At 75.6% G+C, this 25,823-nt stretch carries 7 protein-coding genes; 6 read left to right on the top strand and 1 reads right to left on the bottom strand.

What is annotated here, in order from left to right:
• The first annotated feature begins 66 nt into the window (after positions 1 to 66).
• The 6 genes from I4I82_RS03695 (at position 67) to I4I82_RS03670 (ending at position 24,608) form a co-directional block, all read left to right on the top strand.
• On the top strand, positions 67 to 1,332 hold the full coding sequence (locus I4I82_RS03695) for an IS256 family transposase (RefSeq protein WP_218592822.1): 1,266 nt from the start codon (positions 67 to 69) through the stop codon (positions 1,330 to 1,332).
• A 1,153-nt stretch (positions 1,333 to 2,485) separates the two neighbouring features.
• A complete protein-coding gene (locus I4I82_RS03690) occupies positions 2,486 to 3,871 on the top strand; it encodes an IS256 family transposase (RefSeq protein ID WP_218594897.1) in 1,386 nt (461 codons plus the stop codon).
• Positions 3,872 to 4,033: 162 nt separating this feature from the next.
• A complete protein-coding gene (locus I4I82_RS03685; protein ID WP_218593389.1) occupies positions 4,034 to 4,432 on the top strand; it encodes a hypothetical protein in 399 nt (132 codons plus the stop codon).
• Positions 4,433 to 4,684: 252 nt separating this feature from the next.
• A complete protein-coding gene (locus tag I4I82_RS03680) occupies positions 4,685 to 6,004 on the top strand; it encodes a lysine N(6)-hydroxylase/L-ornithine N(5)-oxygenase family protein (protein ID WP_218593388.1) in 1,320 nt (439 codons plus the stop codon).
• Positions 6,005 to 6,035: 31 nt separating this feature from the next.
• Entirely contained in the window at positions 6,036 to 6,278 is a 243-nt protein-coding gene (locus I4I82_RS03675; protein ID WP_218593387.1) for an MbtH family protein, read from the top strand.
• Positions 6,279 to 6,356: 78 nt separating this feature from the next.
• A complete protein-coding gene (locus I4I82_RS03670) occupies positions 6,357 to 24,608 on the top strand; it encodes a non-ribosomal peptide synthetase (RefSeq protein WP_225920499.1) in 18,252 nt (6,083 codons plus the stop codon).
• A gap of 85 nt (positions 24,609 to 24,693) precedes the next feature.
• Here the strand turns inward: I4I82_RS03670 and I4I82_RS03665 are convergent, their stop codons facing one another.
• Complete coding sequence (locus I4I82_RS03665; RefSeq protein WP_218595215.1) at positions 24,694 to 25,767, bottom strand: iron-siderophore ABC transporter substrate-binding protein; 1,074 nt, start codon at positions 25,765 to 25,767, stop codon at positions 24,694 to 24,696.
• Positions 25,768 to 25,823 lie beyond the last annotated feature (56 nt).

The following is a 25,823-nucleotide window of genomic DNA, read 5'->3' as shown; positions in this document are numbered from 1 at the left end:
GGGACTGTCCGACGAACGGTGTAACTGGTCCGACACGCCGAGCGCAGCTCGGGGAAAGGACCAGCAATGACCGAGACGATCGGGGCTGTGCCGGATCGGATTGATCAGCAGCAGCTCGCCCAGCAGTTGGTGGAAGCGGCCCGGGCCGAGGGGGTGGAGCTCGTCGGCCCGGGCGGTCTGCTGACCGGGTTGACCAAGACGGTGCTCGAGACCGCCTTGGAGGCGGAGATGACCGAGCACCTGGGCTATGACCGCCACGACCCGACCGGTCGCGACAGCGGCAACTCCCGCAACGGGGCCCGGATCAAGACGGTGCTCACCGAGATCGGGCCGGTGCAGATCGAGGTTCCCCGGGATCGGGACGCCAGCTTCGACCCGGTCATCGTGCGCAAGCGCCAACGCCGCCTGGACGGCATCGACGAGATCGTGCTGTCGCTGACCGCGCGGGGGCTCACGACCGGCGAGGTGGCGGCGCATTTCGACGAGGTCTACGGCGCCAAGGTCTCCAAGGACACGATCTCGCGGATCACCGACAAGGTTCTCGACGAGATGGGCGAATGGGCGCAGCGCCCGCTGGACGCGGTCTACCCGGTGTTGTTCGTGGACGCTATCCACATCAAGGTCCGGGATGGTCAGGTCACCAACCGCCCGTTCTACGTGGTCATCGGGGTGACCGTGGACGGGCACCGTGACATCCTCGGGATCTGGGCCGGCGACGGCGGGGAAGGTGCGAAGTACTGGCTCCACGTCCTGACCGAGATCAAGAATCGCGGCGTGACCGACGCGTGCATCGTGGTCTGCGACGGGTTGAAAGGCCTCCCCGAGTCGATCACCACCGTGTGGCCCCAAGCCGTGGTCCAGGCCTGTGTGCTGCACCTGATCCGCAACACCTTCCGCTACGCCTCTCGCCGCTACTGGGAGCAGCTGGCGAAGGATCTGCGCCCGGTCTACACCGCGCCGACTGAACAGGCCGCCGAGGCGCGCTTCGCCGAGTTCGCGGCGACATGGGGTGGGCAGTATCCGGCGATCGTGGCGTTGTGGCGCTCAGCGTGGTCGGAGTTCGTGCCGTTCCTGGACTACGACGTCGAGATCCGGAAGGTCATCTGCTCCACGAATGCGATCGAGTCGCTCAACGCCCGCTACCGGCGCGCGGTCAAGGCCCGCGGGCACTTCCCGACCGAACAGGCGGCGCTCAAGTGCCTCTACTTGGTTACCCGCTCGCTCGACCCGACCGGGAAGGGTCGGGCACGGTGGGCGATGCGGTGGAAGCCGGCGCTGAACGCCTTCGCGATCACCTTCGCCGGACGTATCGTTCCCAGCAACGGAAGCTAGCCATCACGACCGGTTACACCGTTCTTCTGACACTCCCCCGCCCGACGGCCCCCGACCTCTGTGGTCGGGGGCCGTCGGTGTGTGGGGCCGCGTCGTGTGGGGCCGCGTCGTGTGGGGCCGCGTCGTGTGTGGGTGCGTCGGGATCGCGTTCCGCGGAACGCGACGGCCTTCCTGAACTGCGCACCTGTCGGCGGTCCCTGCACGGCGGGACGTGCGCAGGTGGTTGAACGGTGCGCAGGTGCGACCGGCCGCGGTGGAGGTGCGGGGCCCGCGATATGCGTTCCGCGGAACGCGAGCCGGGTGTGTGAGGCCAGGGCGGCGGAGCGCGTTCCGCGGGCCGCCTCCCGCCCCCCGCGTACATACCGGTTCCCGCGCGGTTCCCGGTTCCCGCGCGCGTTTCCTGCTCCCGCGCGCCCCCGGCGGCTCGCGGGAGCAGGTTCGGCGCGCGGGAGCCCGAAGGCCGCGCGGGAAGCTGCGGGGTGCGCGAGAAGCCGGGCCGCTCGGCCGCTGCCCGGCGCGGCGCCGCCGGTGATCGGACGGCCCGTCGGTCGGACGGCCCGGTGATCGGACGGCCCGGTGATCCGGCCGCCCGGCTGTAGGCGCTCGGTGATCGCCGGGAGCGTGACGTCGGGGTCGCGCGGAGGGCGGTGGCGGTGCGGTCTCGGCGATCAAGGGGTCTGGATGCGGTCGGTCGGGGTGGTGATCGTCGGGACCGCGCCCGTGGGGCCGTCGTGGGGCCGTCGTGGGGCCGTGGTGGTGCGGTCCTGGTGATCGTCGATCTGCTGTGGTCAAGTCTGCTGTGCGCGGCCGTGCCGGATCGCCGGACGGCTGCCTGTGTGGTGCGTCCGCGTTCCGCGGAACGCGGTCCGGCTGCTCCCGCGCGCGTTCCCGGCTCCCGCGCACCCCCGGCGGCTCGTGGGAAGGTGTTGGGCGCGCGGGAACCGAATCCGCGCGCGCGGACCCGGCCCGGCGTGCGGGACCCGGCTCGTGCGCGGGACCCGGCCTGGTGCGTGGGACCCGGGAACGCGCGCGGGAGTCGAGCTGGTGCGCGGGAGCCGACCGGTGCGCGGGCCCGCTCCGGCGGCGGGGGAGAGGGCGGGAGCCTGTCAGATGGTCTGTGTAACAAGATCCTCTTGAGTTGAGGAGTACACAGATGTCCGTGATCGATGATCAGGATGTGCATCCGCTCGGAGCCGCCCCCTCGGTCGGTGCCGAGCCCGAGACGGCCCGTGACGCCGTGAACCGGATGGTCGATGCCGGTCTGCTCGACGGGCTGATGTCCAAGGTGGATGCCGGTGAGCTCGCGCTGACCGGTGACGGGGGCTTCCTCCCCGAGATGATCAAAGCGGTCCTCGAGCGTGGCCTGGCCGCCGAGCAGACCGCTCACCTGGGCTACGAGCGTGGCGACCCGGCCGGGCGCGGGACCCCGAACTCCCGCAACGGGTCCACCCCGAAGACCCTCGCGACCGAGGTCGGCGACGTGGCGCTCGACGTGCCGCGGGACCGGGCCGGAACCTTCGAGCCACGGCTGGTCCCGAAGGGGTCACGGCGCACCGGCGGCCTCGACGAGATGATCGTCTCGCTCTACGCGGGCGGGATGACGGTGCGCGACATCAGCCACCACCTGGCCCGCACGCTGGGCACCGAGCTGTCCCACGACACGATCTCCAAGGTCACCGACTCGGTGCTCGAGGAGGTCAAGCTCTGGCAGTCCCGCCCGCTGGAGGAGATCTACCCGATCGTCTACCTCGACGCCCTCATGATCAAGGTTCGGGACGGGCACCAGGTCCGCAACCGGGCCGCGCACATCGCCGTCGGCGTCGACCTCGACGGCGTCAAGCACGTCCTGGGCATCTGGGTCCAGGCCGCCGAGGGTGCGAAGTTCTGGGCCGGAGTGTGCGCCGAGCTGCGCAACCGCGGCGTCCGGGACGTGATCATCGTGTGCTGTGACGGGCTGTCCGGGTTCCCGGAGGCGATCGAGGCGACCTGGCCGCAGTCGATCGTGCAGACCTGCACGGTGCACCTGCTGCGGGCGGCGATGCGGTTCGTGTCCTACTCCGACCGCAAGAAGGTGGCCGCGGCGCTCAAGCCGATCTACACCGCCCCGACCGACGAGGTCGCCCGCGTGGAGCTCGACGCGTTCGCCGCCTCCGACCTCGGGCGCCGCTACCCGGCGGCGGTGATGACCTGGACGAACGCGTGGGAGCGGTTCATCCCGTTCCTGGCGTTCCCACCGGAGTTGCGGCGGATCATCTACACGACGAATGCGATCGAGTCGCTGAACTACCAGCTCCGGAAGATCATCAAGAACCGTGGTCACTTCCCGAACGACGACGCCGCGATCAAGCTGCTCTGGCTCGCCATCCGCGATATCGAGGACAAGCGAGCCCGGGCACGGGAGAAGGAGAAGGGGCTGCCCGCCCACGCCCGCCGAGCGTCTGGCCGACTCGTCGAAGGAGCCGTCGTCCAGGGCTGGAAACAGGCCCTCGGCGCCCTCGCCCTGACCTACCCCGAACGCCTCAGCCCCTACCTGTCCTGACAATTTCTAGATCGACTTACACAGAGATCTTGACAGGCCCGAGGGCGGGCCGGCTGCGCGGAAAGAAGTCCGGAACCGCTGTAACCCCGGCCGGATCCCCGGAGTCCTCCCTGACAAGAGGGCGGAACACCCGCCCCGTACCCCACCACCACGGAGGATCCGATGTCCGAGTTCTACGCCCCCGACATGATCGACCTGCCTGCCGCCCCGGAGTACTCCGGCACCGACACCGCGTTCGAGTACGTCGACGTGGACGGGGACGGCTACACCGAGACCACCCTGATCGACTCCAACGACGACGGCCAGATCGACGCCGTGCTCACCGACGTCGACGGCGACTTCTACGACGACGTGGCCCAGTTCGACAACATCCCGTCCGACGGCCTGTTCACCCCGGACGTCGTCGCGGTGGCCCAGCACGCCGACGGACTGGCCGACCTCGTGTTCGACGACACCGACCTCGACGGCGTGTTCGACACCGTCACCGATGGCGGCGGCGAGCCTCTGCCGTACGCCAACCCGTACGAGACGTCGGCCGGTGTCGCCCCCATCCTGGGCTGATCGTCCCGATTGTCCGAGTGCCCCCGACCGGTGGTCGGGGGCACTCGCATGTGGTGCAGTCGTCTCGCCCGTCCGGTCGAAATCCCGCAGCGGAGCGGTGACCAGCGGTTACTGCTCCAGCGCGGGTCGTCACCCCTCGGGGAGCGGTCCGTCTGCATGTCGACGCACCTGCGTCAAGACTTGAAGTTAGGCATGCCTTCGATAAGGGTCGGCACAGCTCAACATCGTGTGACCAGGAGAGGGGCCAGTTCCATGCCGCAGGAGAGATCGGTCGACGCGCACCGGGGAACCGTGCACGATCTCGTGGGCATCGGGTTCGGACCGTCGAACCTCGCGCTGGCGATCGCCGTGGACGAGCACAACGCGCAGGGGGCGGGCCTGTCGGCGCGCTTCGTCGAGCGGCAGGAGCGGTTCGGCTGGCACCGCGGCATGCTCATCGAGGACGCGACGATGCAGGTGTCGTTCCTCAAGGACCTCGCCACGCTGCGCAACCCGACCAGTCGCTTCGGGTTCCTGTCCTACCTGCACGACCGCGACCGGCTCGTCGACTTCATCAACTACGGGACCTCGTTCCCGACGCGGCTGGAGTTCCACGACTACCTGGAGTGGGCCGCGGCCGGCTTCGCCGACCGCGTCGACTACGGCTCCACCGTCGTCGGCATCCAGCCGGTGGCGGGCGACCCCGGGCTGGTCGACGTCCGCACCGACGACGGCGGGCGGCTGCGCACGCGCAACGTCGTCCTGGCCACCGGGCTGGTGCCGTTCCTGCCCGAGGGGGTCTCGGGCGGCCGCCGGATCTGGCACAGCCGCGACCTCATCACCGCGACGGCGTCGGCCACCGACGTCCGGCGCGTGATCGTGGTCGGCGCCGGCCAGAGCGCCGCCGAGGCCGCCGACCACCTGCACCGCTCGTTCCCCGACGCCGAGGTCTGCGCGGTGTTCGCGCGCTACGGCTACAGCCCCGCCGACGACAGCTCGTTCGCCAACCGCGTGTTCGACCCGAGCGCCGTCGACGACTTCTTCCAGGCCCCGAGCGAGGTCAAGGACCTGATCCTGGGCTACCACGGCAACACGAACTACTCCGTGGTCGACCTCGACCTGATCCAGTCGCTCTACCGCCGGCACTACCACGAGAAGGTCAGCGGACGGGAGCGCCTGCGGTTCCGCAACGTCAGCCGCGTCGCCGACGTGGTGGAGACCGACGACGGCGTCGAGCTCGCGGTGGAGTCGCTCGTCGACCGCAGCCGCGAGGTTCTCACGGCCGACCTCGTCGTCTACGCCACCGGCTACCGGCCGTCGGACCCGGTCGGTCTGCTCGGCGCCCTCGCCCCGCACTGCCACCGCGACGGGCTGGGCCGCCTCGACATCGGGCGCGACTACCGCGTCGCCACCGACGACGACGTGCAGGCCGGCATCTACGTGCAGGGCGCCACGGAGCACACGCACGGGCTGTCCTCGACGCTGCTGTCCAACGTCGCGGTGCGCAGCGGCGAGATCGCCGCGTCGATCGCCGCCCGCCCCGCCACGGGCACCACGCCCGCGCGCCTCGCGCACTCCGCCACCGGCGCCTGAGCGCCCGCACCGACGACCTCGAGGGAGCACCATGTCCACCAACCCGTTCGACGACGAGGACGGCACCTTCCACGCCCTGGTGAACGACGAGGGCCAGTACTCGCTGTGGCCCGTGTTCGTGCCGGTCCCCGAGGGCTGGAGCGTCGAGCTCGGCCCGGCCACGCGCCAGGAGTGCCTCGACCACATCGAGACGCACTGGACCGACCTGCGCCCGCGCAGCCTCGTCGCCGCCATGGAGCAGGACGAGCAGGTCGGCGCGCAGCAGACCGACTGAGCGCCGCGCCCAACGCTCCGCCCGCGACACCCGCATCCGCACCCGATCCACCTGCACCGCCCCACCGGGAGTACACGCATGTCCGCACCACGTCCGACCTCTGCGGCGACCTGGCCCGCCCTGTTCGCCGAGCAGGTCCGGCGCGCACCGGACGCGGTGGCGCTGGTGCTCGAGGACGTCGAGCTCACCTACGGCGAGCTCGACGCGCGCGCGTCCCGGCTCGCGCACGTGCTCGCCGCGCTCGGGGCGGGGCCGGAGCGGGTGGTGGCGCTGACGCTGCCGCGGTCGGTCGACATGATCGTCGCGGAGGTGGCGGTCCTCAAGGCCGGCGCCGCGTACCTGCCGCTGGACCCCGACTACCCGGCCGTCCGGATCGCCTACATGGCCGCAGACGCCCGGCCCGCCGTGATCGTCAGCACGACCGCGCTCGCGGCGGAGCTCCCGGACGACGTGCCGCACCTGCTCCTCGACGACCCCGCGGTCGTCGACGCGCTGGCGGCGGCACCGACGTCGGTCCCGGAGCCCGACGTCGACGTGCTCGGCGCGGCCTACGTCATCTACACCTCGGGCTCGACCGGGCGGCCCAAGGGTGTGGTGCTGTCCCACACCGGCGTCGCGAAGCTGGTGGCGACGCAGGTCGAACGGTTCGGCATCGGCCCGCACAGCCGGGTTCTGCAGTTCGCCTCGCCCAGCTTCGACGTCGCGTTCTGGGACCTGTGCCTGGGCCTGCTCTCGGGCGGGCGGCTGGTCGTGGTGCCGTCCGAGCGCCGCGTGCCCGGCCCCGAGCTGACCGAGTACGCCCACCGGCACGGCGTCACGTTCATGATCCTGCCGCCCGCACTGCTCGCAGCGATGCCCGCCGAGCTGACGCTGCCCCCGGCCACCCTGCTGGCGGGCACCGAGCGGGTCTCGCCCGAGCTCGTGGGGCGCTGGGGCCGCGGCCGGCGGATGTTCAACGCCTACGGCCCGACCGAGGCGACCGTCAACTCGACGCTGGGCGAGGCCCACCCCGACCGGCTGCGCGGCCCGTCGGTGCCGATCGGTGTGGCCGACCCGATGACCGCGGTGCATGTCCTCGACGACCGGCTGGCGCCCGTCACCGGCGAGGAGCCCGGGGAGCTGTACCTCGGCGGGCCCGGGCTCGCCCGCGGCTACCTCGGCCGGCCCGGCCTCACCGCCGAGCGGTTCGTCGCCGACCCGTGGACGCCCGGCGGGCGGCTCTACCGCACCGGCGACCTCGTCCGCACCGACGCCGACGGGAACCTGCACTTCCTGGGCCGCGTCGACGACCAGGTCAAGATCCGCGGCTACCGGATCGAGCCCGGCGAGATCGAGTCGGCGGCGCGCGCCCACGAGGGGGTGGCGCAGGCGACCGTCGTCGTCCGCGAGGACCGCCCCGGCGACCGGCGCCTCGTGGCCTACGTCGTGCCGCGCCTGGACGGCGGGGGCAGAGAGGGGGGCGACGACCGGTCCGGGGACGACGGGCGCGTCGAGGACTGGAAGGAGGTCCACGAGCTGCTCTACGCCGCCGACGAGGAGGACTTCGCCGGCTGGAACTCGACCTACGACGGCACCGCCATCCCGCGCGAGGACATGCGCGCCTGGCGCGACGCGACCGTGAGCCGCATCCGGGACCTCGCGCCGCGCCGCGTCCTGGAGATCGGCGTGGGCAGCGGCCTGATCCTCACCGAGGTCGCGCCGCACTGCGAGCGCTACACCGGCCTGGACCTGTCCGAGCAGGCCGTCGCGTCGCTCACCCGCCGGGTCGCCGCGGACCCCGAGCTGGCCGGGCGCGTCGACCTGCACGCCCGCCCCGCCCACGACCTCGCCGGACTCCCCGGCGGCTACGACACGGTCGTCGTCAACTCGGTGCTGCAGTACTTCCCGTCGGGGGAGTACCTGGCCGGCGTCCTGCGCTCCGCGGTCGCGCTGCTGGCCCCCGGCGGCGCCCTGTTCGTCGGCGACGTCCGGCACGCCGGGCTGCTGCGCGCGTTCCGGGCCGGGGTGGCCGCCGCGCGCGGCCGGGGCGCCGACCACCGCGCGCTCGACGCGGCCGTCGCCTGGGAGGGCGAGCTGCTGTGCGACCCCGCCTTCTTCTCCGAGCTCGCGGAGGCGGAGCCGCGGCTGTCGGCGGCGGAGGTGGCGCTCAAGCGCGCGACCGCCCACGACGAGCTCAGCCGCTACCGCTACGACGTGGTCCTGCGCGCCGACGCGCCCCGCGAGCCCGCCGCCGCCGTCGAGCGTCCGTGGGCCGGCCTCGACGTGCTGGCCGAGGACCTGAGCGCCGAGCCCGACGTCCTGCGCGTCACCGGGATGCCCAACGGGCGGCTCACCGCCGACCTCGCGGCGCTGGCCGCGGTCGACGGCGGCCCCGCGCCGGAGCCGGGCGTCGACCCCGAGCGGCTGCACGCCCTCGGCGCGGAGCTGGGCTACCGCGTCGACCTCACCTGGACCGCGGACGCCCCCGACGGCCGGTTCGACGCCGTGCTGTCGCGCCCCGGCGTCGACCCCGGCCCGGCGTTCCGCCCCGCGACCGGGCGCACCGGGCCGTCCACGAACCGCCCGGCGCCGTTCCGCGACGTGTCCGTGCTCGTCGCCGGCGTGCGGGCGCACCTCGTCGCGAGCCTGCCCGAGTACATGGTGCCCGCGGTCGTCGCGCTGCCCGCACTGCCGGTGCTGACCAGCGGCAAGATCGACCGCGCGGCGCTGCCCGCGCCCGACCTCGGTGCGCAGGTCACCGGGCACCGCCCGCGCACGGCCCGCGAGGAGCTGCTGACCGCGCTGTTCGCCGAGGTCCTGGGCGTGCCCGGGATCGGCGTCGACGACGACTTCTTCGCCTTCGGCGGCGACAGCATCCTGTCCATCCGCCTCGTCGTGCGCGCCCGCGCCGCCGGGCTGACCGTCACCCCGCGGCAGGTGTTCACCCACCGCACCGTCGCCGCCCTCGCGCCGGAGGTCGAGGCGACCGGCGAGGCCGGCGCCGACCCCGGCGCGCTCGTCGCGCTGCCCGAGGGGCACCCGCTCGCCGCCGCCGGCGAGGTCTGGCCCGTGTCGCCGCTGCAGGAGGGGTTCTTCTTCCACGCCGCGCTCGACGCCGGCGGCCCGGACGCCTACCTCATCCAGGAGGTGCTGCACCTGGAGACGGGCACCGGCACCGGCATCGACGCCGCCGCCCTGCGCGGCGCCGCCCAGGACCTCCTCGACGCCCACCCGCAGCTGCGGGCCGGGTTCCACCAGCTCGACGACGGCCGGGTCGTGCAGGTCGTCCCGCCCACCGCCGTGCTGCCGTGGGCCGAGGTCGACCTCGACGACCGGGCCGACCTCGACGCCCTGCTCGCCGCCGACCGCGCGCAGCGCTTCGACCTCGCCCGGCCCCCGCTGCTGCGCACCACGCTCGTGCGGCCCGGTGACGGCACCGCCCGGCTGGTCGTGACGTTCCAGCACGTCGTCGTCGACGGCTGGTCGGTCGTGGTGCTGGTGCGCGACCTGCTCGAGCGCTACGGGCGCCGCGTCGCCGGCGGCGCCGCCCCGGTCGACGACACCGCCGCCCGGGCCCGGCACCGCGACTGGTTCCGCTGGCTCGCCGGCCGCGACACCGACGCCGCGCTGGCCGCCTGGCGCGCCGAGCTGGCCGGACTCGACGGCCCGACGCACCTGGTGCCGGCCCTGCCGGCACCGGCAGGAGTCCCTGCTCCCGCGACCGGCGTCCACGCCCAGCACCACAGCCGGATCGACGCCGCGACCACGGCCGCGCTCGTCGGTGCCGCCCGCGCCCGCGGGACGACGCTGGGCACCGCCCTGCACGCGGCCTGGGGCCTGCTGCTCGGACAGCTCACCGGCGAGCGGGACGTCGTGTTCGGGTCGACGGTGTCGGGTCGCGACGCGGCCGTCGACGGCGTCGAGGACGCGGTCGGGCTGTTCATCACCACGCTGCCCGTGCGGCTGCGCTGGGCGCCGGCCGACGCGCTGGGCGACGTCCTCGCGCGCGTGCAGGACGCGGGCACGGCGCTGCTGGACCACCAGCAGGTCGGCCTCGGCGACCTCCAGCGCGCGGCGGGGCTGCCCGAGCTGTTCGACACCCTCGTCGTCATCGAGAACTACCCGCGCGCGCAGGCGCCCGCCGCCGGGCTGCAGGTCACGGGCGTGGACGTCCTCGACGCCGTGCACTACCCGGTGGCGCTGATCGTCGACGCCGGCGACGAGCTGGGCCTGACCGTCAAGCACGACCCCGCGCGGGTGTCGGCGCAGGCCGCCGCGCTGCTCGCCGGGCAGCTCGGGCGGATCCTTACCGCGATGGCAGCGGGCCTCGACACGTCCGTCGCCGCGCTCCCGTTCGGCACCGCCGACACCGACCGGAACGAGCGGCAGGTGCCGCCCGCGACCCTGCTCGACCTCATCGAGGCGCAGGCCGCGCGCACCCCCGACGCCGTCGCGGTGGCCGACGAGCGCGGTGAGTTGACCTACGCGGCGCTCCTCGCGCGCTCGGGCGCGCTGGCCGGGCGCCTCGCCGCCCGCGGAGCCGGGCCCGACGCCGTCGTCGCCGTGGCCGTGCCCCGGTCGAACGAGCTGGTCGTGGCGCTGCTGGGCGTGCTCGGCGCGGGCGCGGCCTACCTGCCGGTCGACGCGGAGCAGCCGGCCGAGCGGGTGGCGGCGATGCTGGCCGACGCCGGTGCGGCCGTCGTGGTCACCGCCGACGGCACGGGTGTCGCGGGCGTGCCCGGCGTGGCGGTCGACGGCTACGGGCCGACGGCGCCGGTGCGCCGCGCGCGTCCCGACCAGGCCGCCTACCTGATCTTCACCTCGGGTTCGACGGGCCGTCCCAAGGGCGTCGTCGTCACCCACCGCGCGATCGTCAACCGCCTCGCCTGGATGCAGCACGAGTACGGCCTGCGCGCCGACGACCGCGTCCTGCAGAAGACCCCCGCCACCTTCGACGTGTCGGTGTGGGAGTTCTTCTGGGCGCTGTGCGAGGGCGCGGCGGTCGTGCTGGCGCGCCCCGACGGCCACCGCGACCCGGCCTACCTCGCCGGGCTGGTCCGCGACGCGCGGATCACCACGATGCACTTCGTGCCGTCGATGCTGGCGGCGTTCCTGGCCGTCGAGCCCGACCTGGAGCCGGGGTGGTCGGCGAGCCTGCGCCGCGTGTTCAGCAGCGGGGAGGCCCTGCCCGCCGGGGACGCGCGGCGCTGGACGGCCGCGACCGGGGTGCCGCTGCACAACCTCTACGGGCCCACCGAGGCGGCCGTCGACGTCACGCACCACGCCTGCGCGGGCGAGGACGGCGCGTCGGTGCCCATCGGGCGCGCGGTCTGGAACACCGGGCTGCAGGTGCTCGACGGCTGCCTGCGGCCGGTGCCCGACCGCGTCGCGGGGGAGCTGTACCTGTCCGGGGTCCAGCTGGCCCGCGGCTACCACGGCCGCCCCGGCCTCACCGCCGGCCGCTTCGTGGCCGACCCCGCCGCGCCGGGCGAGCGCATGTACCGCACCGGCGACCTCGTGCGCCGCCTGCCCGGCGGCGCGCTGGAGTACCTGGGGCGCACCGACTTCCAGGTCAAGATCCGCGGCAACCGCATCGAGCTGGGCGAGATCGAGGCGGCCCTGGTGGCGCGCGACGACGTGGCGCGCGCCGCGGTCGTCGTCCGCCACGACGGCCCGTCGCCCGCGCTGGTGGCCTACGTCGTGCCGGCAGAGGCGGCCACCGCCGACCCCGCCGCACTGCGCGCCCACCTGGAGACCGTGCTCCCCGCCGCGATGGTGCCCTCCGCCGTCGTCGCGCTCGACGACCTGCCGCTCACCCCGAGCGGCAAGCTCGACCGCGCCGCCCTGCCCGCCCCGGCCGCCGCCCTGACGTCCACCGCCCTCCCGGCCGCGCAGGGCCGCGAGCCCCGCACGCCCGCCGAGCGGGTGCTCTGCGCGGTCTTCGCCGACGTGCTCGGCCTCGACCGGTGCGGCGCCGACGACGACTTCTTCGCCGCGGGCGGCGACAGCATCTCCTCGATCTCGGTGTCGAGCCGCGCGCGGCGGGCCGGGCTGCCGGTCGGGCCGCGCGAGGTGTTCACCGGGCGCACGCCCGCCGGGATCGCGGCGCTGCTCGGCGACGCCGCCGTGCCCGCGCCCGGAGCCGCGCCGGCCCCGGCCCTGCCCGCCGTGCCCGAGGCCGATCTCGCCCAGGTCCGGCGCGTCAGCCCGGTGCCGGTGGCCGCCGTGTGGCCGCTCTCGCCGCTGCAGGACGGCCTGTTCTTCCACGCCGGCTTCGACTCCGGCGGCACCGGCGACGCCTACACCGTGCAGGAGGCCGTCGACCTCGACCACCGCGTCGACCTCGACCGCCTGCGCGCCGCGTGCGCCGCCGTCCTGGCCGCCCACGACGGCATCCGGGCCGGGTTCACCGGCGAGGGCCTGCCCGGGCCCGTGCAGTTCGTCGCGGAGCACCTGGAGCCGCCGGTCACCGAGATCGACCTGTCGGCGCTGCCCGCGGCCGAGCGCGCCGCCCGCGTCGAGGAGGTGCTCGCCGCCGACCGCGCGACCCGCTTCGCGCTCGACCGCCCGCCCCTGTTCCGGATCCTGGTGCTGCGCCTGGGCGACACCGACCGGATCGTGGTCAACCGCCACCTGCTGCTGTGGGACGGCTGGTCGGCCTGGCTGTTCCTGACCTCCCTGCTGGCGCACTACGCCGGCGGGGCCGACGGGCTCCCCGAGCCCGGCTCCTACGCCGACTACCTGGGCTGGCTGGAGGGCCGCGACCCCGAGCGGGGCGCGCAGGCCTGGCGCGAGGCGCTGGCGGGGCTGGCCGAGCCCACGCTCGTCGACCCCGCCGGCACGCCGGTCACGCGCGGGCCCCGTGTCGTGGAGGCGGTGCTGCCGGCCGCGACGGGGGAGCGGCTGCGCGCGCTGTCGCACGAGCACGGCCTGACCGCGAACACCGTGTTCAGCACCGCGTGGGGCCTCACGCTGGCGTCGGCGGTGGGGCGCACCGACGTCGTGTTCGGCACGGCGGTGGCGGGCCGCCCGGCCGAGGTGCCCGGCGTCGAGGACACCATCGGCCTGTTCCTCAACACCGTGCCCGCGCGGATGCGGCTGCTTCCCGACGAGCCCGTGCTCGACCTGCTGGCGCGGGTGCAGGACGAGCGCCTCGCGCTCGCCGAGCACGAGAGCATGGGCCTGGGCCCGATCCAGCGCGGGTCCGGGCACCGGCGGCTGTTCGACACCCTGTTCGTCATGCGCGGCGCCGACACCGCGCAGCGCGAGGCCCTGGCCCGGTTCGGCGTCACCGGTCTGTCCAACGTGGACGCCACGCATTACCCGCTCAACCTCGTCGTCACGCCGGGGGAGCGCTACGAGGTACTGGTGTCGCACCGCCCCGACGTCGTGGGCCCCGCGGCCGCCGACGCCCACCTCGCCCGCTTCACCCTCATCCTCGGGCAGCTGCTGGCCGACCCGTCGGTGCCCGTCGCGCGGCTCGACACGGTGCTGCCGGGGGAGCGGCCGGCCGAGGGGGTCGCGCTCGAACCGACCGGCGGCGAGACCGTCGCGGACCTGCTCGCCGCACAGGCCGCCGCCACCCCCGACGCGGTCGCGCTGGTCTCGGGCGAGCGCCGCCTGACCTACGCCGAGCTGGACGCCGCGGTGAACCGCACCGCCCGGCTGCTGCTGGCGCGCGGCGCGGGCCCCGAGCGGGTCGTCGCGCTGGCGCTGCCCCGCTCGACCGAGACCGTCGTCGCCCTGTTCGCCGTGCTGCGCACCGGCGCCGCGTACCTGCCGCTGGAGCTGGACCACCCGGCCGAGCGGCTGGTCGCGACCCTCGACGACGCCGAGCCGCTGTGCGTGCTCTCGACCGTGCCCGTCGCCGGGCGCCTGGCCGGCACGGCCGCGCACCTGCCGACCGTGCTGCTCGACGACCCGGCCGTCGTGACCGAGCGCGCCGCGCTGCCCGCGGGCCCGCTGTCCCACGCCGAGCTGGGCGCGTTCGCCCCGTCGCGCCCGCGGCGCCTGGACCACCCCGCCTACGTCATCTACACCTCCGGCTCGACGGGCCGGCCCAAGGGCGTCGTCACCCCCTACCGGGGCCTGACCAACATGCAGCTCAACCACCGCCGGGAGATCTTCGACCCGGTCGTCGCCGCGGAGGGCGGGCGGCGGCTGCGGATCGCGCACACCGTCTCCTTCGCCTTCGACATGTCGTGGGAGGAGCTGCTCTGGCTCGTCGAGGGCCACGAGGTGCACGTCTGCGACGAGGAGCTGCGCCGCGACGCCGAGGCGCTGGTGGCCTACTGCGACGCGCACGCCGTCGACGTCGTCAACGTGACGCCGACCTACGCCCACCACCTGTTCGACGCCGGGCTGCTCGACGGCGCGCACCGCCCGCCGCTGGTGCTCCTCGGCGGCGAGGCCGTGTCCGACGCCGTGTGGAACCGGCTGCGCGACACCCCCGGCACCACCGGCTACAACCTCTACGGCCCCACCGAGTACACGATCAACACCCTCGGCGGCGGCACCGACGACAGCCCCACGCCCACGGTGGGCCGCCCGATCCGCGCCACCCGCGCGCACGTCCTCGACGCGTGGCTGCGGCCCGTGCCCGACGGAGTCCCGGGCGAGCTCTACATCGCCGGGGCCGGCCTGGCCCGGGGCTACCTCGACCGCTCCGGTCTCACGGCCGAGCGGTTCGTCGCCGACCCGACCGTGCCGGGCGGGCGGATGTACCGCACCGGTGACCTGGTGCGCCGCCGCGCGGGAGGCATCATCGACTTCCTGGGCCGCACCGACGACCAGGTCAAGATCCGCGGCCACCGCCTGGAGCTGGGCGAGGTCGCGGCCGCCGTCGACGCGCAGCCCGGCGTGGCCCGCTCGGCCGTCGTCGCCGTGCCCGACGAGAACGCGGGCCCCGGCATGAAGAAGTTGGTCGGCTACCTCGTGCCCGTCCCGCTCGACGACGCCGCGCGCGCCGCGGTGGAGGCCGAGCAGGTGGCGGAGTGGGAGGCGGTGTACTCCGAGGAGTACACCGCGATCCCGACGGCGGTCACCCGCGACGACTTCGCCGGCTGGGACTCCAGCTACGACGGCACCCCCATCCCGCAGGAGGAGATGCTGGAGTGGCGCGCGGCGACCGTCGACCGGATCCGGGAGCTCGCGCCGCGGCGTGTGCTGGAGATCGGCGTCGGCACCGGCCTGCTCATGGGGCAGCTGGCGCCCGACTGCGAGGCCTACTGGGCCACCGACCTGGCCCCGCCGGTGATCGCGAAGCTGCGCACCGACGTCGCGGCCGACCCCGACCGGCTCGGGCACGTGGAGCTGCTCGCGCGGCCCGCGCACGACCTGTCCGGGCTGCCGGGCGGCTTCGACACGATCGTCGTCAACTCCGTGGTCCAGTACTTCCCGGGCGCCGGCTACCTCGAGCGCGTGCTGACCGGCGCCCTGGAGCTGCTCGCGCCCGGGGGCGCGCTGTTCGTCGGCGACGTCCGCCACCTGGGCCTGCTCCCGACGTTCCGCACCGCCGTCGAGCTGGGCCGCCCGTCGGCCGAGGGCGCCGACGCCGCCGCGGTGTCCCGCGCGGTGGAGCGGGCCGTCGCCTGGGAGAAGGAGCTGCTGCTCGCCCCGGAGTTCTTCACCCGGCTCGCCGAGCGCGTCCCGGGCACGGCGGTGTCGATCCGCACCCGCCGCGGGCGCGCGCACAACGAGCTCACCCGCCACCGCTACGACGCCGTGCTGCACCGCGGGCCCCGCCGCCCGGTGTCGGTGGCCGGCGCCCCGGCCCTGCTGTGGGGCCTGCAGGTCGGCGACCTCGACGCGCTCGCCGCGCACCTGCGCGAGCAGGTGCCCGACGTGCTGCGCGTGGCCCGCATCCCCGACGCGCGCGTCGCGGGCGAGGTGGCCGCCGCGGCGGCGCTGGCCGCGGGCGAGCCCCCGGCGCGGGCGCGGCACGCCGCGGCGCCCGGGACGGCCGTCGAGCAGGAGGACCTGCACGACCTCGCCGCGGCGCTGGGCTACCGGGTGGAGCTCACCTGGTCCGAGCCCGGGTGCGTCGACGCCGTGCTGCTGCGCGGCGCCGGCACGCCCGTCGACCTCTACCTGCCCGACGCCGCCGCTCCCGCCGCCAACGACCCGACGGCGGCCCGCGGCGGCGGGGCGCTGGTGGTGGCGGTGCGCGAGGCGCTCAAGCGGGCGCTGCCCGACTACATGGTGCCCGCGGCGCTGGTCCCGGTGCCCGACCTCCCGCTGACCGCCAACGGCAAGCTCGACGTCGCCGCGCTGCCCGACCCGGACCCGACCGCCCGCCTCGTCGTGAGCCGCCCGCCGGCCACGGAGACCGAGGAGGTGCTGTGCGCGCTGTTCGCGGAGGTGCTCGGGCTGCCCGCGGTCGGCGTGCAGGACGACTTCTTCGACCTCGGCGGGCACTCGCTGCTCGCCACCCGGCTGATCGGCCGGGCCCGCACCGCGCTCGGCGCGGAGCTCGCGATCCGCGACCTGTTCGAGGCCCCCAGCCCCGAGCAGCTCGCCGTCCGCGCGTCGGCGGGCGGCCCGGCGCGGCCGCCGCTGGTGGCGCAGCCGCGTCCGGAGCGGGTGCCGGCCTCGCCCGCGCAGCGCCGGCTGCTGCTCGTCGAGGGCATCGCCGGGCCGGGCACGGCGTACACGTTCCCGCTGGTGCACCGCCTGCGCGGCCCGTTCGACGTCGACGCCCTGCGCGCCGCGGTCGACGACGTCGTGGCGCGGCACGAGTCGCTGCGCACCGTCTTCGTCGACCACGAGGGCGAGCCTCACCAGCACGTGCTGACCGACCCGCAGGTGCCGTTCGCGGTCGCCGGCGGGGAGTCGGTCGACGCCGACCTGGCCGAGCTCGTCGCGCGCCCGTTCGACCTGTCGACCGAGATCCCGCTGCGGGTCGCGGTGTGGCGCCTGGCCGACGAGGACCACGTCGTGGCGCTCGTGCTGCACCACGTCACCACCGACGAGTGGTCGGACCGGCCGTTCCTGGCCGACCTCGACGCCGCCTACCGGGCGCGCGCCGCGGGCGCCGCCCCGGCGTTCGCGCCGCTGCCGGTGCAGTACGCCGACTACACGCTCTGGCACCGCGACCTGCTCGCCGGCGGGCTCGCCGACACCCAGCTCGCCTACTGGGCCGGGGCGCTGCGCGGACTGCCCGCCGAGCTGGAGCTCCCGCTGGACCGGCCCCGCCCGGCGCGCCCGACCGGGCGCGGCGGCATCGTCGAGGCCGCACTGGACCCGGCCGCCGTCGCGGGGCTGCGCGCGCTCGGTTCGGCCACCGGCACCAGCATGTTCATGCTGCTGCACGCCGGGGTCGCGGCCCTGCTGCACCGCCTGGGCGCGGGGGACGACATCCCGCTGGGCGCCCCGATCGCCGGGCGCACCGACTCCGCGCTCGACGACCTCGTCGGGTTCTTCGTCAACACCCTGGTGCTGCGCACCGACCTGTCCGGCGACCCGAGCTTCACCGAGCTCCTGGGCCGGGTGCGCGACGTCGACCTCGCCGCGTTCTCGCACCAGGACGTGCCGTTCGAGCGCGTCGTCGAGGCCGTCAACCCGCCGCGGGTGGCCGGCCGCAACCCGCTGTTCCAGGTGATGCTGGGCTACCAGAGCCGCAGCGGCACCGACGCCGCGCTGCTCGGGCTCGACGCGCACCACCACCCGCTGCCCGACACCACCGCCAAGTTCGACCTCGACTTCACCTTCGTCGACGACACCGCCACCGGCGCGGTCACCCTGCACCTCGAGTACGCCGACGACCTGGTCGACCGCGCCACCGCGGAGGCACTGGCCGGCCGGCTCGGGGTGCTGCTGGGCGCCGTCGCGGCCGACCCGGACCGGCCCCTGCGCGACGTCGCCGTCCTGTACGACGCCGACCTCGCCGCGCTGGAGCGGGCCGAGGCCCTGCAGCGACCGCGCGCGGTCGGGCACGACACCGTGCCCGCGCTGTTCGCGGCCGCGGCCCGGCGCCATCCCGAGCGGGTCGCGCTGGTCACCGGCTCCGAGCGCCTCACCTTCGGCGGGCTCGCCGAGCGGGTGGGGGCGATCGCGGGCCTGCTCGCCGGGCGCGGCATCGGCCCGGGTGACGTCGTGGCGCTCGCGCTGCCGCGCGCCCACGTCGTGCCCGCGGTCCTCGGCGTGCTCGCCGCGGGGGCGGCGTACCTGCCGCTGGACGCGAACCACCCGGCCGAGCGCATCGCCCTCGTGCTCGACGACGTCGCCCCGGCGCTGGTGCTGACCACCGCCGGACACGGCGCACGCCTGCCCGAGGTGGGCCCCGAGCGGGTCGACGTGGGACGGCCGCTGCCGCCCGCGAGCCCGCCCCCGATCGCCGTGCGCCCGGACTCCGCCGCCTACGTCATCCACACCTCGGGCTCGACCGGCACGCCCAAGGGCGTCACCGGCACCCACGCGGGCCTGGCCAACCTGTTCGGCTCGCACCACGAGGACCTCATCCGCCCGGCCGCCGCCCGCCTGGGCCGCGACCTCCTGCGCGCGGTGCACCTGGCCTCGTTCAGCTTCGACGGTTCCTGGGAGCCGGTGCTGTGGCTGCTGGCCGGGCACGAGCTGCACGTCGTCGACGAGGCGGTGGCGCTCGACCCGCCCGCGCTGCTCGCCCACCTCGACGAGCACGCGATCGACTTCGTCGACCTCACCCCGACCTACCTGCGCGAGCTCGACCGGCTCGGCTTCCTCGAGCCGGGCCGCCGCCGGCCCGCCGTGGTCGCGGTCGGCGGCGAGCACACGCCGCCGGAGCTGTGGGAGCGGCTGACCGCGCTGCCCGGCACGGTCGTGCACGACCTCTACGGGCCCACGGAGTTCGCCGTGGACGCCTACGGCTGGCACGGCCCCGCCGACGGCGCGCCGCCCTACGCCGCCCCGATCGCCAACACCCGCGCGCACGTGCTCGACGGCGCGCTGCGCCCGACCCCGGTCGGCGTGCCCGGCGAGCTGTACCTGTCCGGCGCCGGACTGGCGCGCGGCTACCTGCGCCGGCCCGGCCTCACCGCGGGCCGCTTCGTCGCCGACCCCGCGGGGCCCGCCGGCGCGCGGATGTACCGCACCGGCGACCGCGTGCGCCGCCGCGCCGACGGCACCGTCGAGTTCCTCGGCCGCGTCGACGACCAGGTGAAGCTGCGCGGGATGCGGATCGAGCCCGGCGAGGTCGAGGCCGCGCTCACCGCACTGCCCGGGGTGGACCAGGCCGCCGTCGTCGTGCGCGACGACGGGCCCACCGGGCCCCGGCTCGTCGCCTACGTCGTGGGCCGGGATGTGGACGGGGCCGACCCGGCCGGGCTGCGGGCCGCGCTCGCCGGCGTCCTGCCCGAGGCGATGGTGCCCTCGGCGTTCGTCGCGCTCGACGCCCTCCCGCGCGCCGTGAGCGGCAAGCTCGACCGCGCCGCACTGCCGGCCCCGGACGCCGTGGAGAGCGGTGGGCGGGCCCCGGCGACGCCGACCGAGCACGCCGTCGCGGCCCTGCTCGCCGGCGTGCTCGACCTGGAGCGGGTCGGCGCCGACGACGACTTCTTCCTCCTGGGCGGGCACTCGCTGCTCGTCATGCGCCTGGTGGGGCGGATCCGCGCCGAGCTGGGGGTGTCGCTGACGCTGCGATCGGTGTTCGACGCGCCGACCGCGGCCGGGCTCGCGGCCCTGGTGGACGCCGCCCTGGTCGGCTCCGCCCTGGTCGATGCCGCCGGTGGTGCCACCGCCCGTCCGCCGCTGGTCGTGCAGGAGCGCGCCGTGCGGCTCCCGCTCTCGTTCGCGCAGCGCCGGCTCTGGGTGCTGCACCAGGTCGAGGGCCCGAGCGCGACCTACAACATCCCGGTCCTGTGGCGGATCGCCGGTGACCTCGACACGGCCGCGCTGCGGGCCGCGTTCGGCGACGTCGTCGACCGCCACGAGAGCCTGCGCACGGTGATCGGGACCGACACCGTGATCGGGACCGACGGGGAGGAGGCGTTCCAGCGGATCGTCGAGGACCCCGAGGTGCCGTTCGCGCTGCTCGACCTCGGCGCCGAGCAGGCGCGGGAGGCGCTGGCCCGGGAGGCCGAGCACGGCTTCGCGCTGGACCGCGAGCTGCCGCTGCGGGTGACCGTGGTGCGCACGGGGGAGCGCGAGCACCTCGTGCTCCTGCTGCTGCACCACATCGCGGCCGACGACTGGTCCGACGGCCCGCTGGGCCGCGACCTCGCCACCGCCTACGCCGCGCGCACCACCACCGGCACCGCCCCGGCCTGGGCGCCGCTGCCCGTGCAGTACGCCGACTACACGCTCTGGCAGCGCGCGCTGCTGGGCGACGAGGCCGACCCGGACAGCGTCGCCGCGCGCCAGGTCGCCTGGTGGCGCGGGGCGCTGGCCGGGCTGCCCGAGGAGCTGGCGCTGCCCGTCGACCGGCCGCGCCCGGCCGAGTCGAGCTTCCGGGGCGGATCGGTGCCGCTGGACGTGCCCGCGGACCTCGCCGACGGCCTGCGCGGGCTGGCGCGGCGCACCGGCACGTCGATGTTCATGGTCGTGCAGGCCGCCGTCGCGGTGCTGCTGAGCCGCCTGGGCGCCGGCACCGACATCCCGATCGGCAGCCCGGTCGCCGGGCGCGGCGAGGAGGCCCTGGAGGACCTCGTCGGCTTCTTCCTGTCGACGACCGTGCTGCGCACCGACGTGTCCGGCGACCCGTCGTTCACCGACCTGCTGGCGCGGGTGCGCGAGACCGACCTCGCCGCGTTCGACCGCCAGGACGTGCCGTTCGAGCGCCTCGTCGAGGCGCTCAACCCCGCGCGGAGCCTCGCCCGGCACCCGCTGTTCCAGACGATGGTCGTCTACCTCGCCGGTGACGGCGGCGCCCCGGCGCTGCCCGGCCTGGACGTCACCGGGGAGGAGATCGGGTCCGGCACGGCGAAGTTCGACCTGTCCTTCGACTTCGTCGAGGACGGCCCGGGTGGCGAGGGTGCGGGCATCGGCGGCGCGCTCGAGTACAGCGCCGACCTGTTCGACCACGCCACCGCGGTCACGCTGGTCGAGCGGCTGCACCGGGTGCTCGCGGCCGTCGTCGCCGACCCCGGGCGCCGCGTCGGGCGCATCGACGTCCTCGGCGAGGACGAGCGCGCGACGATCCTCGGCCCGTGGGCCGACGGCGGCCCCGCACCGGAGGTCGACGGGACCACCGTCCCTGCGCTGTTCGCCGCGCAGGCGGCGCGCACGCCCGGGGCCACCGCGGTGGTCTCGCCCGGGATCTCGTGGACGTTCGCCGAGCTCGACGCGCGCACCGCCCGGCTCGCCCGGCTGCTCGCCGCGCACGGGGCCGGGCCGGAGCGGCTCGTCGCGCTGGCGCTGCCGCGCTCGGCGCGCGTGCTGGAGGCCGTGCTCGCCGTGCACCGCGCCGGTGCGGCCTACCTGCCGCTCGACCCGGACAACCCGTCCGAGCACACCGCGGGCACGCTCGCCGACGCCGCACCGGTGCTGCTGCTGGCCACGGCGGAGACGGTCGCCGCCCTGCCCGCCGGCGACGTGCCGGTCGTGCTGCTGGAGGACCTCGACGCGCTCCCGGACCCCGGCGGCGCCCTGCCCGCGCCGCGTCCGGAGCACCCGGCGTACGTCATCTACACCTCGGGCTCGACGGGGCGCCCCAAGGGCGTCGTGGTGCCGCACCGCGGCCTCGCGAACCTGTTCGCGAGCCACCGCGCGGTGCTGCACCACCCGACGGTGGCCGCCACCGGCCGCGAGCACCTGCGCGTCGGCCACGCCTGGCCGTTCGCCTTCGACGCGTCCTGGCAGCCGCAGCTGTGGCTGCTCGACGGCCACGCCGTGCACGTGCTCGACGACGAGACCCGCCGCGACCCCGAACTGCTCACCACGGCCGTGCGGCGCGAGGGCCTCGACTTCCTGGAGGTCACCCCGTCCTACCTCGCGCGGATGGCCGACGTCGGCCTGTTCGGCGAGGACGGCACCGACTGCCCGCTCGCGCTGGTCGGGTTCGGCGGGGAGGCGGTGTCGGGGCCGCTGTGGGAGCGCCTGCGCGGGCTGCGCGCCACCGCCGCGGTCAACCTCTACGGCCCCACCGAGGCCACGGTCGACGCGCTCGTCGCGCACGTCGCCGACAGCGCCGCGCCGCAGGTCGGACGCCCGGTGCGCGGCAGCCGTGCGCACGTCCTCGACGACGGGCTCGCCCCCGTCCCGGCCGGGGTCGCGGGGGAGCTGTACCTGGGCGGCGCCGGGCTCGCCCGCGGCTACCTCGGACGCCCGGCGCTCACCGCCGAGCGGTTCGTCGCCGACCCGTTCGGCCCGCCCGGGTCGCGGCTCTACCGCACCGGCGACCTCGCCCGGTTCGACGCGCACGGCCGGCTCACCTACCTCGGCCGCGCCGACGACCAGATCAAGATCCGCGGGTTCCGCGTGGAGCCGGGGGAGGTCGAGGCGGCGCTGACCGCGCTCGACGGCGTCGGCGGGGCCGCGGTGCTGGCCCGCGCCGACGGCGGCGTGACGCGGCTGGTCGCCTACGTGGTCAGCGGTGACGCGGGGCGGGAACTCGACGGGCCCGAGCTGCGCCGCGCGGTCGGCCGGTCGCTGCCCGCGCACATGGTGCCCGCCGCGGTCGTCGTCCTCGACGCGCTGCCGCTGCTGTCCACCGGCAAGCTCGACCGCCGCGCCCTGGAGAACGCGGACTGGGCCGCGCCGGACTTCGCCGCGCTCGCCGGCCCCGGCCGGGAGCCGCGCACGCCGCGCGAGCGGGTGCTCGCCGAGGTGGTCGCGGGCGTGCTGGGCCTGCCCCGCGTCGGCATCGACGACGACTTCTTCGCCCTGGGCGGCGACAGCATCCTCGCGATGACCCTGGTCGGGCGGGCCCGCGCCGCCGGGCTGCGGATCACGCCGCGGCAGGTGTTCCTGCACCGCGGCGTCGCGGAGCTGGCCGAGGTGGCGACCGACGCGGTCGGCCGCATCGGGGCGGCCGACGACGGCACCGGCGACGTGCCGTTCACACCGGTCATGCACTGGCTGCGCGAGCTGGGCGGCCCGTTCGCGGGCTACCACCAGCAGGCACTGGTCCGCACCCCGGCCGAGCTGGACCTGCCCGGCCTCACCGCCGTGCTCGGCGCGCTCGCGCAGCGCCACGACCTGCTCCGCGCGACCCTCGTCCGCGAGGGCGGTTGGTCGCTGCACGTGCCGGCGGCCGACGCCGTCGACGCGGCGTCGTGGATCACCCGGGTCGACGCCGCAGGGATCGACGGCGACGCACTGCGCACGGCGGTCCGGGCCTCGGCGCTCGCCGCCCGCGACGGCCTGGACCCGGACGCCGGCGCGGTGGTGCGGGCGGTCTGGTTCGACGCCGGCCCCGAGCCGGGGCGGCTGCTGCTGATGGCCCACCACCTCGTCGTCGACGGCGTGTCGTGGCGGATCCTGCTGCCCGACCTCGCCGCCGCCTGGGCCGACGTGCGGGAGGGGCGCCCGCCCGTCCTCGACGCCGTGGACACCTCGTTCCGGACGTGGTCGCGGTTCCTCGCGGACGCCGCGGCGGCCCGCGAGGGCGAGCTGCCGTACTGGACCGGGCTGTTCGACGGGGTCGCACCGCTGCCGCTGGAGCGGCCGCTGCGCGCCGACGTCGACACCGTCGCGACGACCCGCGAGATCACCCTGACCCTGCCCCCGGAGCGGACGACCCCGCTGCTGGGCGCCGTGCCGGCCGCGTACGGGGCGGGCGTCGACGACGTGCTGCTCGCGGCGCTCGCCGTCGCCGTCGCCGACTGGCGCGCGCGGCACGGGGACGGGGACGGGACCGGCGGCGCGCTCGTCGTCGACACCGAGGGGCACGGCCGGGCCGAGGAGCTCGCCGGCGGTCACGGGATGGGCGGGGTGGAGCTGGACCTCTCCCGCACCGTCGGGTGGTTCACCGACGTGCACCCGCTGCGCCTGGACCTGGGCACCGCCGACGCGGCGGACGTGCTGACGACCGGTGACGGGACCGCCGCGGTGGTGGCCCGGGTCGCGGAGCTGCGCGCCGCCCAGCCGGACGGCGGCATCGGCCACGGGCTGCTGCGGCGCCTGCACGCGCCGACCGCGGGGGTCCTCGCCGCGCTGCCGGTGCCGGAGATCGAGTTCAACTACCTGGGGCGCTTCTCGGTGCCCGAGGCGACGGACTGGTCCTACGCCGACGAGGGTGACGCCGCCGAGGTCGGGCCGGACCCCGCCATGCCCGAGGGGCACGCGCTGTCGGTCTCGGTCGTCACCGACGACCACGGGGACGGCTCGCGGATGAGTGCCACCTGGTCGTGGCCGGGCGGGGTGCTGTCCGAGGCGGCCGTGCGGGACCTGGCGAGCACCTGGTTCCGGGCGCTGGAGGCGATCGCCGGCCGGATCTGAAGGGGGACGGGCGAGGGCCCGGCCGGAGTGATCCGGCCGGGCCCTCGGTCGTTGCGCGGGTCGTCGCGCGGGTCGAGCGGGTGGGTCAGGCGGCGGGGGCCGTCGTCACCGTCGCCGGGTCGCCGTCGACGGCCGCGGACAGGCGCGGCACGAGGTTCTCGACGACGAACGGGATGCTCAGCGGCGTCACGAACGACACCGCGTCGTAGACGTCCTCGGAGTCGGCGACGAACACCTCGCGGCCCTCGGACACGACGCCCAGGCTGCTGTAGAGCGCGTCGGCGCGCAGCGAGGGCTCGGTGGTCTCCTCGGCCAGCCAGACCAGCGCGTCGACGTCGAGCAGGGAGATCCGCTCACCGGGGACCGTGCCGCCGAAGCCGTCGGCGCCGATGAACTGATCGAGGTCGGCGGGCACGGTGAACCCGAGCGAGGTGAGCGTGCGGCCGCGGACGTCGTCGGCACCGTAGAAGTAGTAGCCCTCGTACAGGGTGGCCATCACCGCGGACTTGCCGGCGAACTCGGGGTGCGCGTCGCGCGCCTGCGTGAAGACGGCCTCGGTGTCGGCGATGAGCGCCGCCGCCTCGTCCTCCTTGCCCAGGATCTTCCCGAGCGTGGTCGTGGTGTCCTGCCAGGAGATGGTGTAGTCCTCCTGGCCCGCGGGCTGCGCGACGGTCGGCGCGATGCCCGAGAGCGTGTCGTAGTCCTCCTGGGTCAGGCCCGAGTACAGCCCGATGATGAGGTCCGGCGTCAGCGCGGCGACCTGCTCGTAGGGGATGCCGTCGGTCTGGTCGAGCAGCGTGGGCAGCGGAGCGCCGCCCAGCGCCTCCTCGGCCCAGGGGAAGATGCCGCCGGGGGCGTCGAGGAAGTTGCTGGTGCCGACGGGCACGGTGCCGAGCGCGAGCAGGGCGTCCTGCTCGTTGAGACCGACGAGCACGATCCGCTCCGGCGCCGCGGCGATCTCGGTGCTGCCGTACTTGTGCTCGATGCTCACCGGGTACGCGCCCTCGGCGGGGGCGGCGGGGTCGGCCGCCTCGGGGGCGGCGGGGGCACCGCCGCAGGCGGCCACGCCGGCGAGCAGGGCCGCCGTCGCGACGAGCGTCGCGACTCGCCGTCCCCGTGACCGGGTGCGGGGGAGCGGGGGGACGGAGAGCGGGGACATCAGGACTCCAGGGACGAAGGGGAGGAGATCTCGTGGTGAGGGTTGCCTATCCAAAT

Source organism: Pseudonocardia oceani (assembly GCF_019263585.2).
GTDB lineage: Bacteria > Actinomycetota > Actinomycetes > Mycobacteriales > Pseudonocardiaceae > Pseudonocardia > Pseudonocardia oceani.
Note: the sequence above shows the minus strand (reverse complement) of the source record. Positions and strands in the feature narration are given on the sequence as shown.

Coding starts and splice junctions, on each gene's coding strand:
- I4I82_RS03695 (WP_218592822.1), top strand. CDS start 67: ATGACCGAGACGATCGGGGCTGTGCCGGATCGGATTGATCAGCAGCAG.
- I4I82_RS03680 (WP_218593388.1), top strand. CDS start 4,685: ATGCCGCAGGAGAGATCGGTCGACGCGCACCGGGGAACCGTGCACGAT.
- I4I82_RS03675 (WP_218593387.1), top strand. CDS start 6,036: ATGTCCACCAACCCGTTCGACGACGAGGACGGCACCTTCCACGCCCTG.
- I4I82_RS03690 (WP_218594897.1), top strand. CDS start 2,486: ATGTCCGTGATCGATGATCAGGATGTGCATCCGCTCGGAGCCGCCCCC.
- I4I82_RS03685 (WP_218593389.1), top strand. CDS start 4,034: ATGTCCGAGTTCTACGCCCCCGACATGATCGACCTGCCTGCCGCCCCG.
- I4I82_RS03670 (WP_225920499.1), top strand. CDS start 6,357: ATGTCCGCACCACGTCCGACCTCTGCGGCGACCTGGCCCGCCCTGTTC.
- I4I82_RS03665 (WP_218595215.1), bottom strand. CDS start 25,767: ATGTCCCCGCTCTCCGTCCCCCCGCTCCCCCGCACCCGGTCACGGGGA.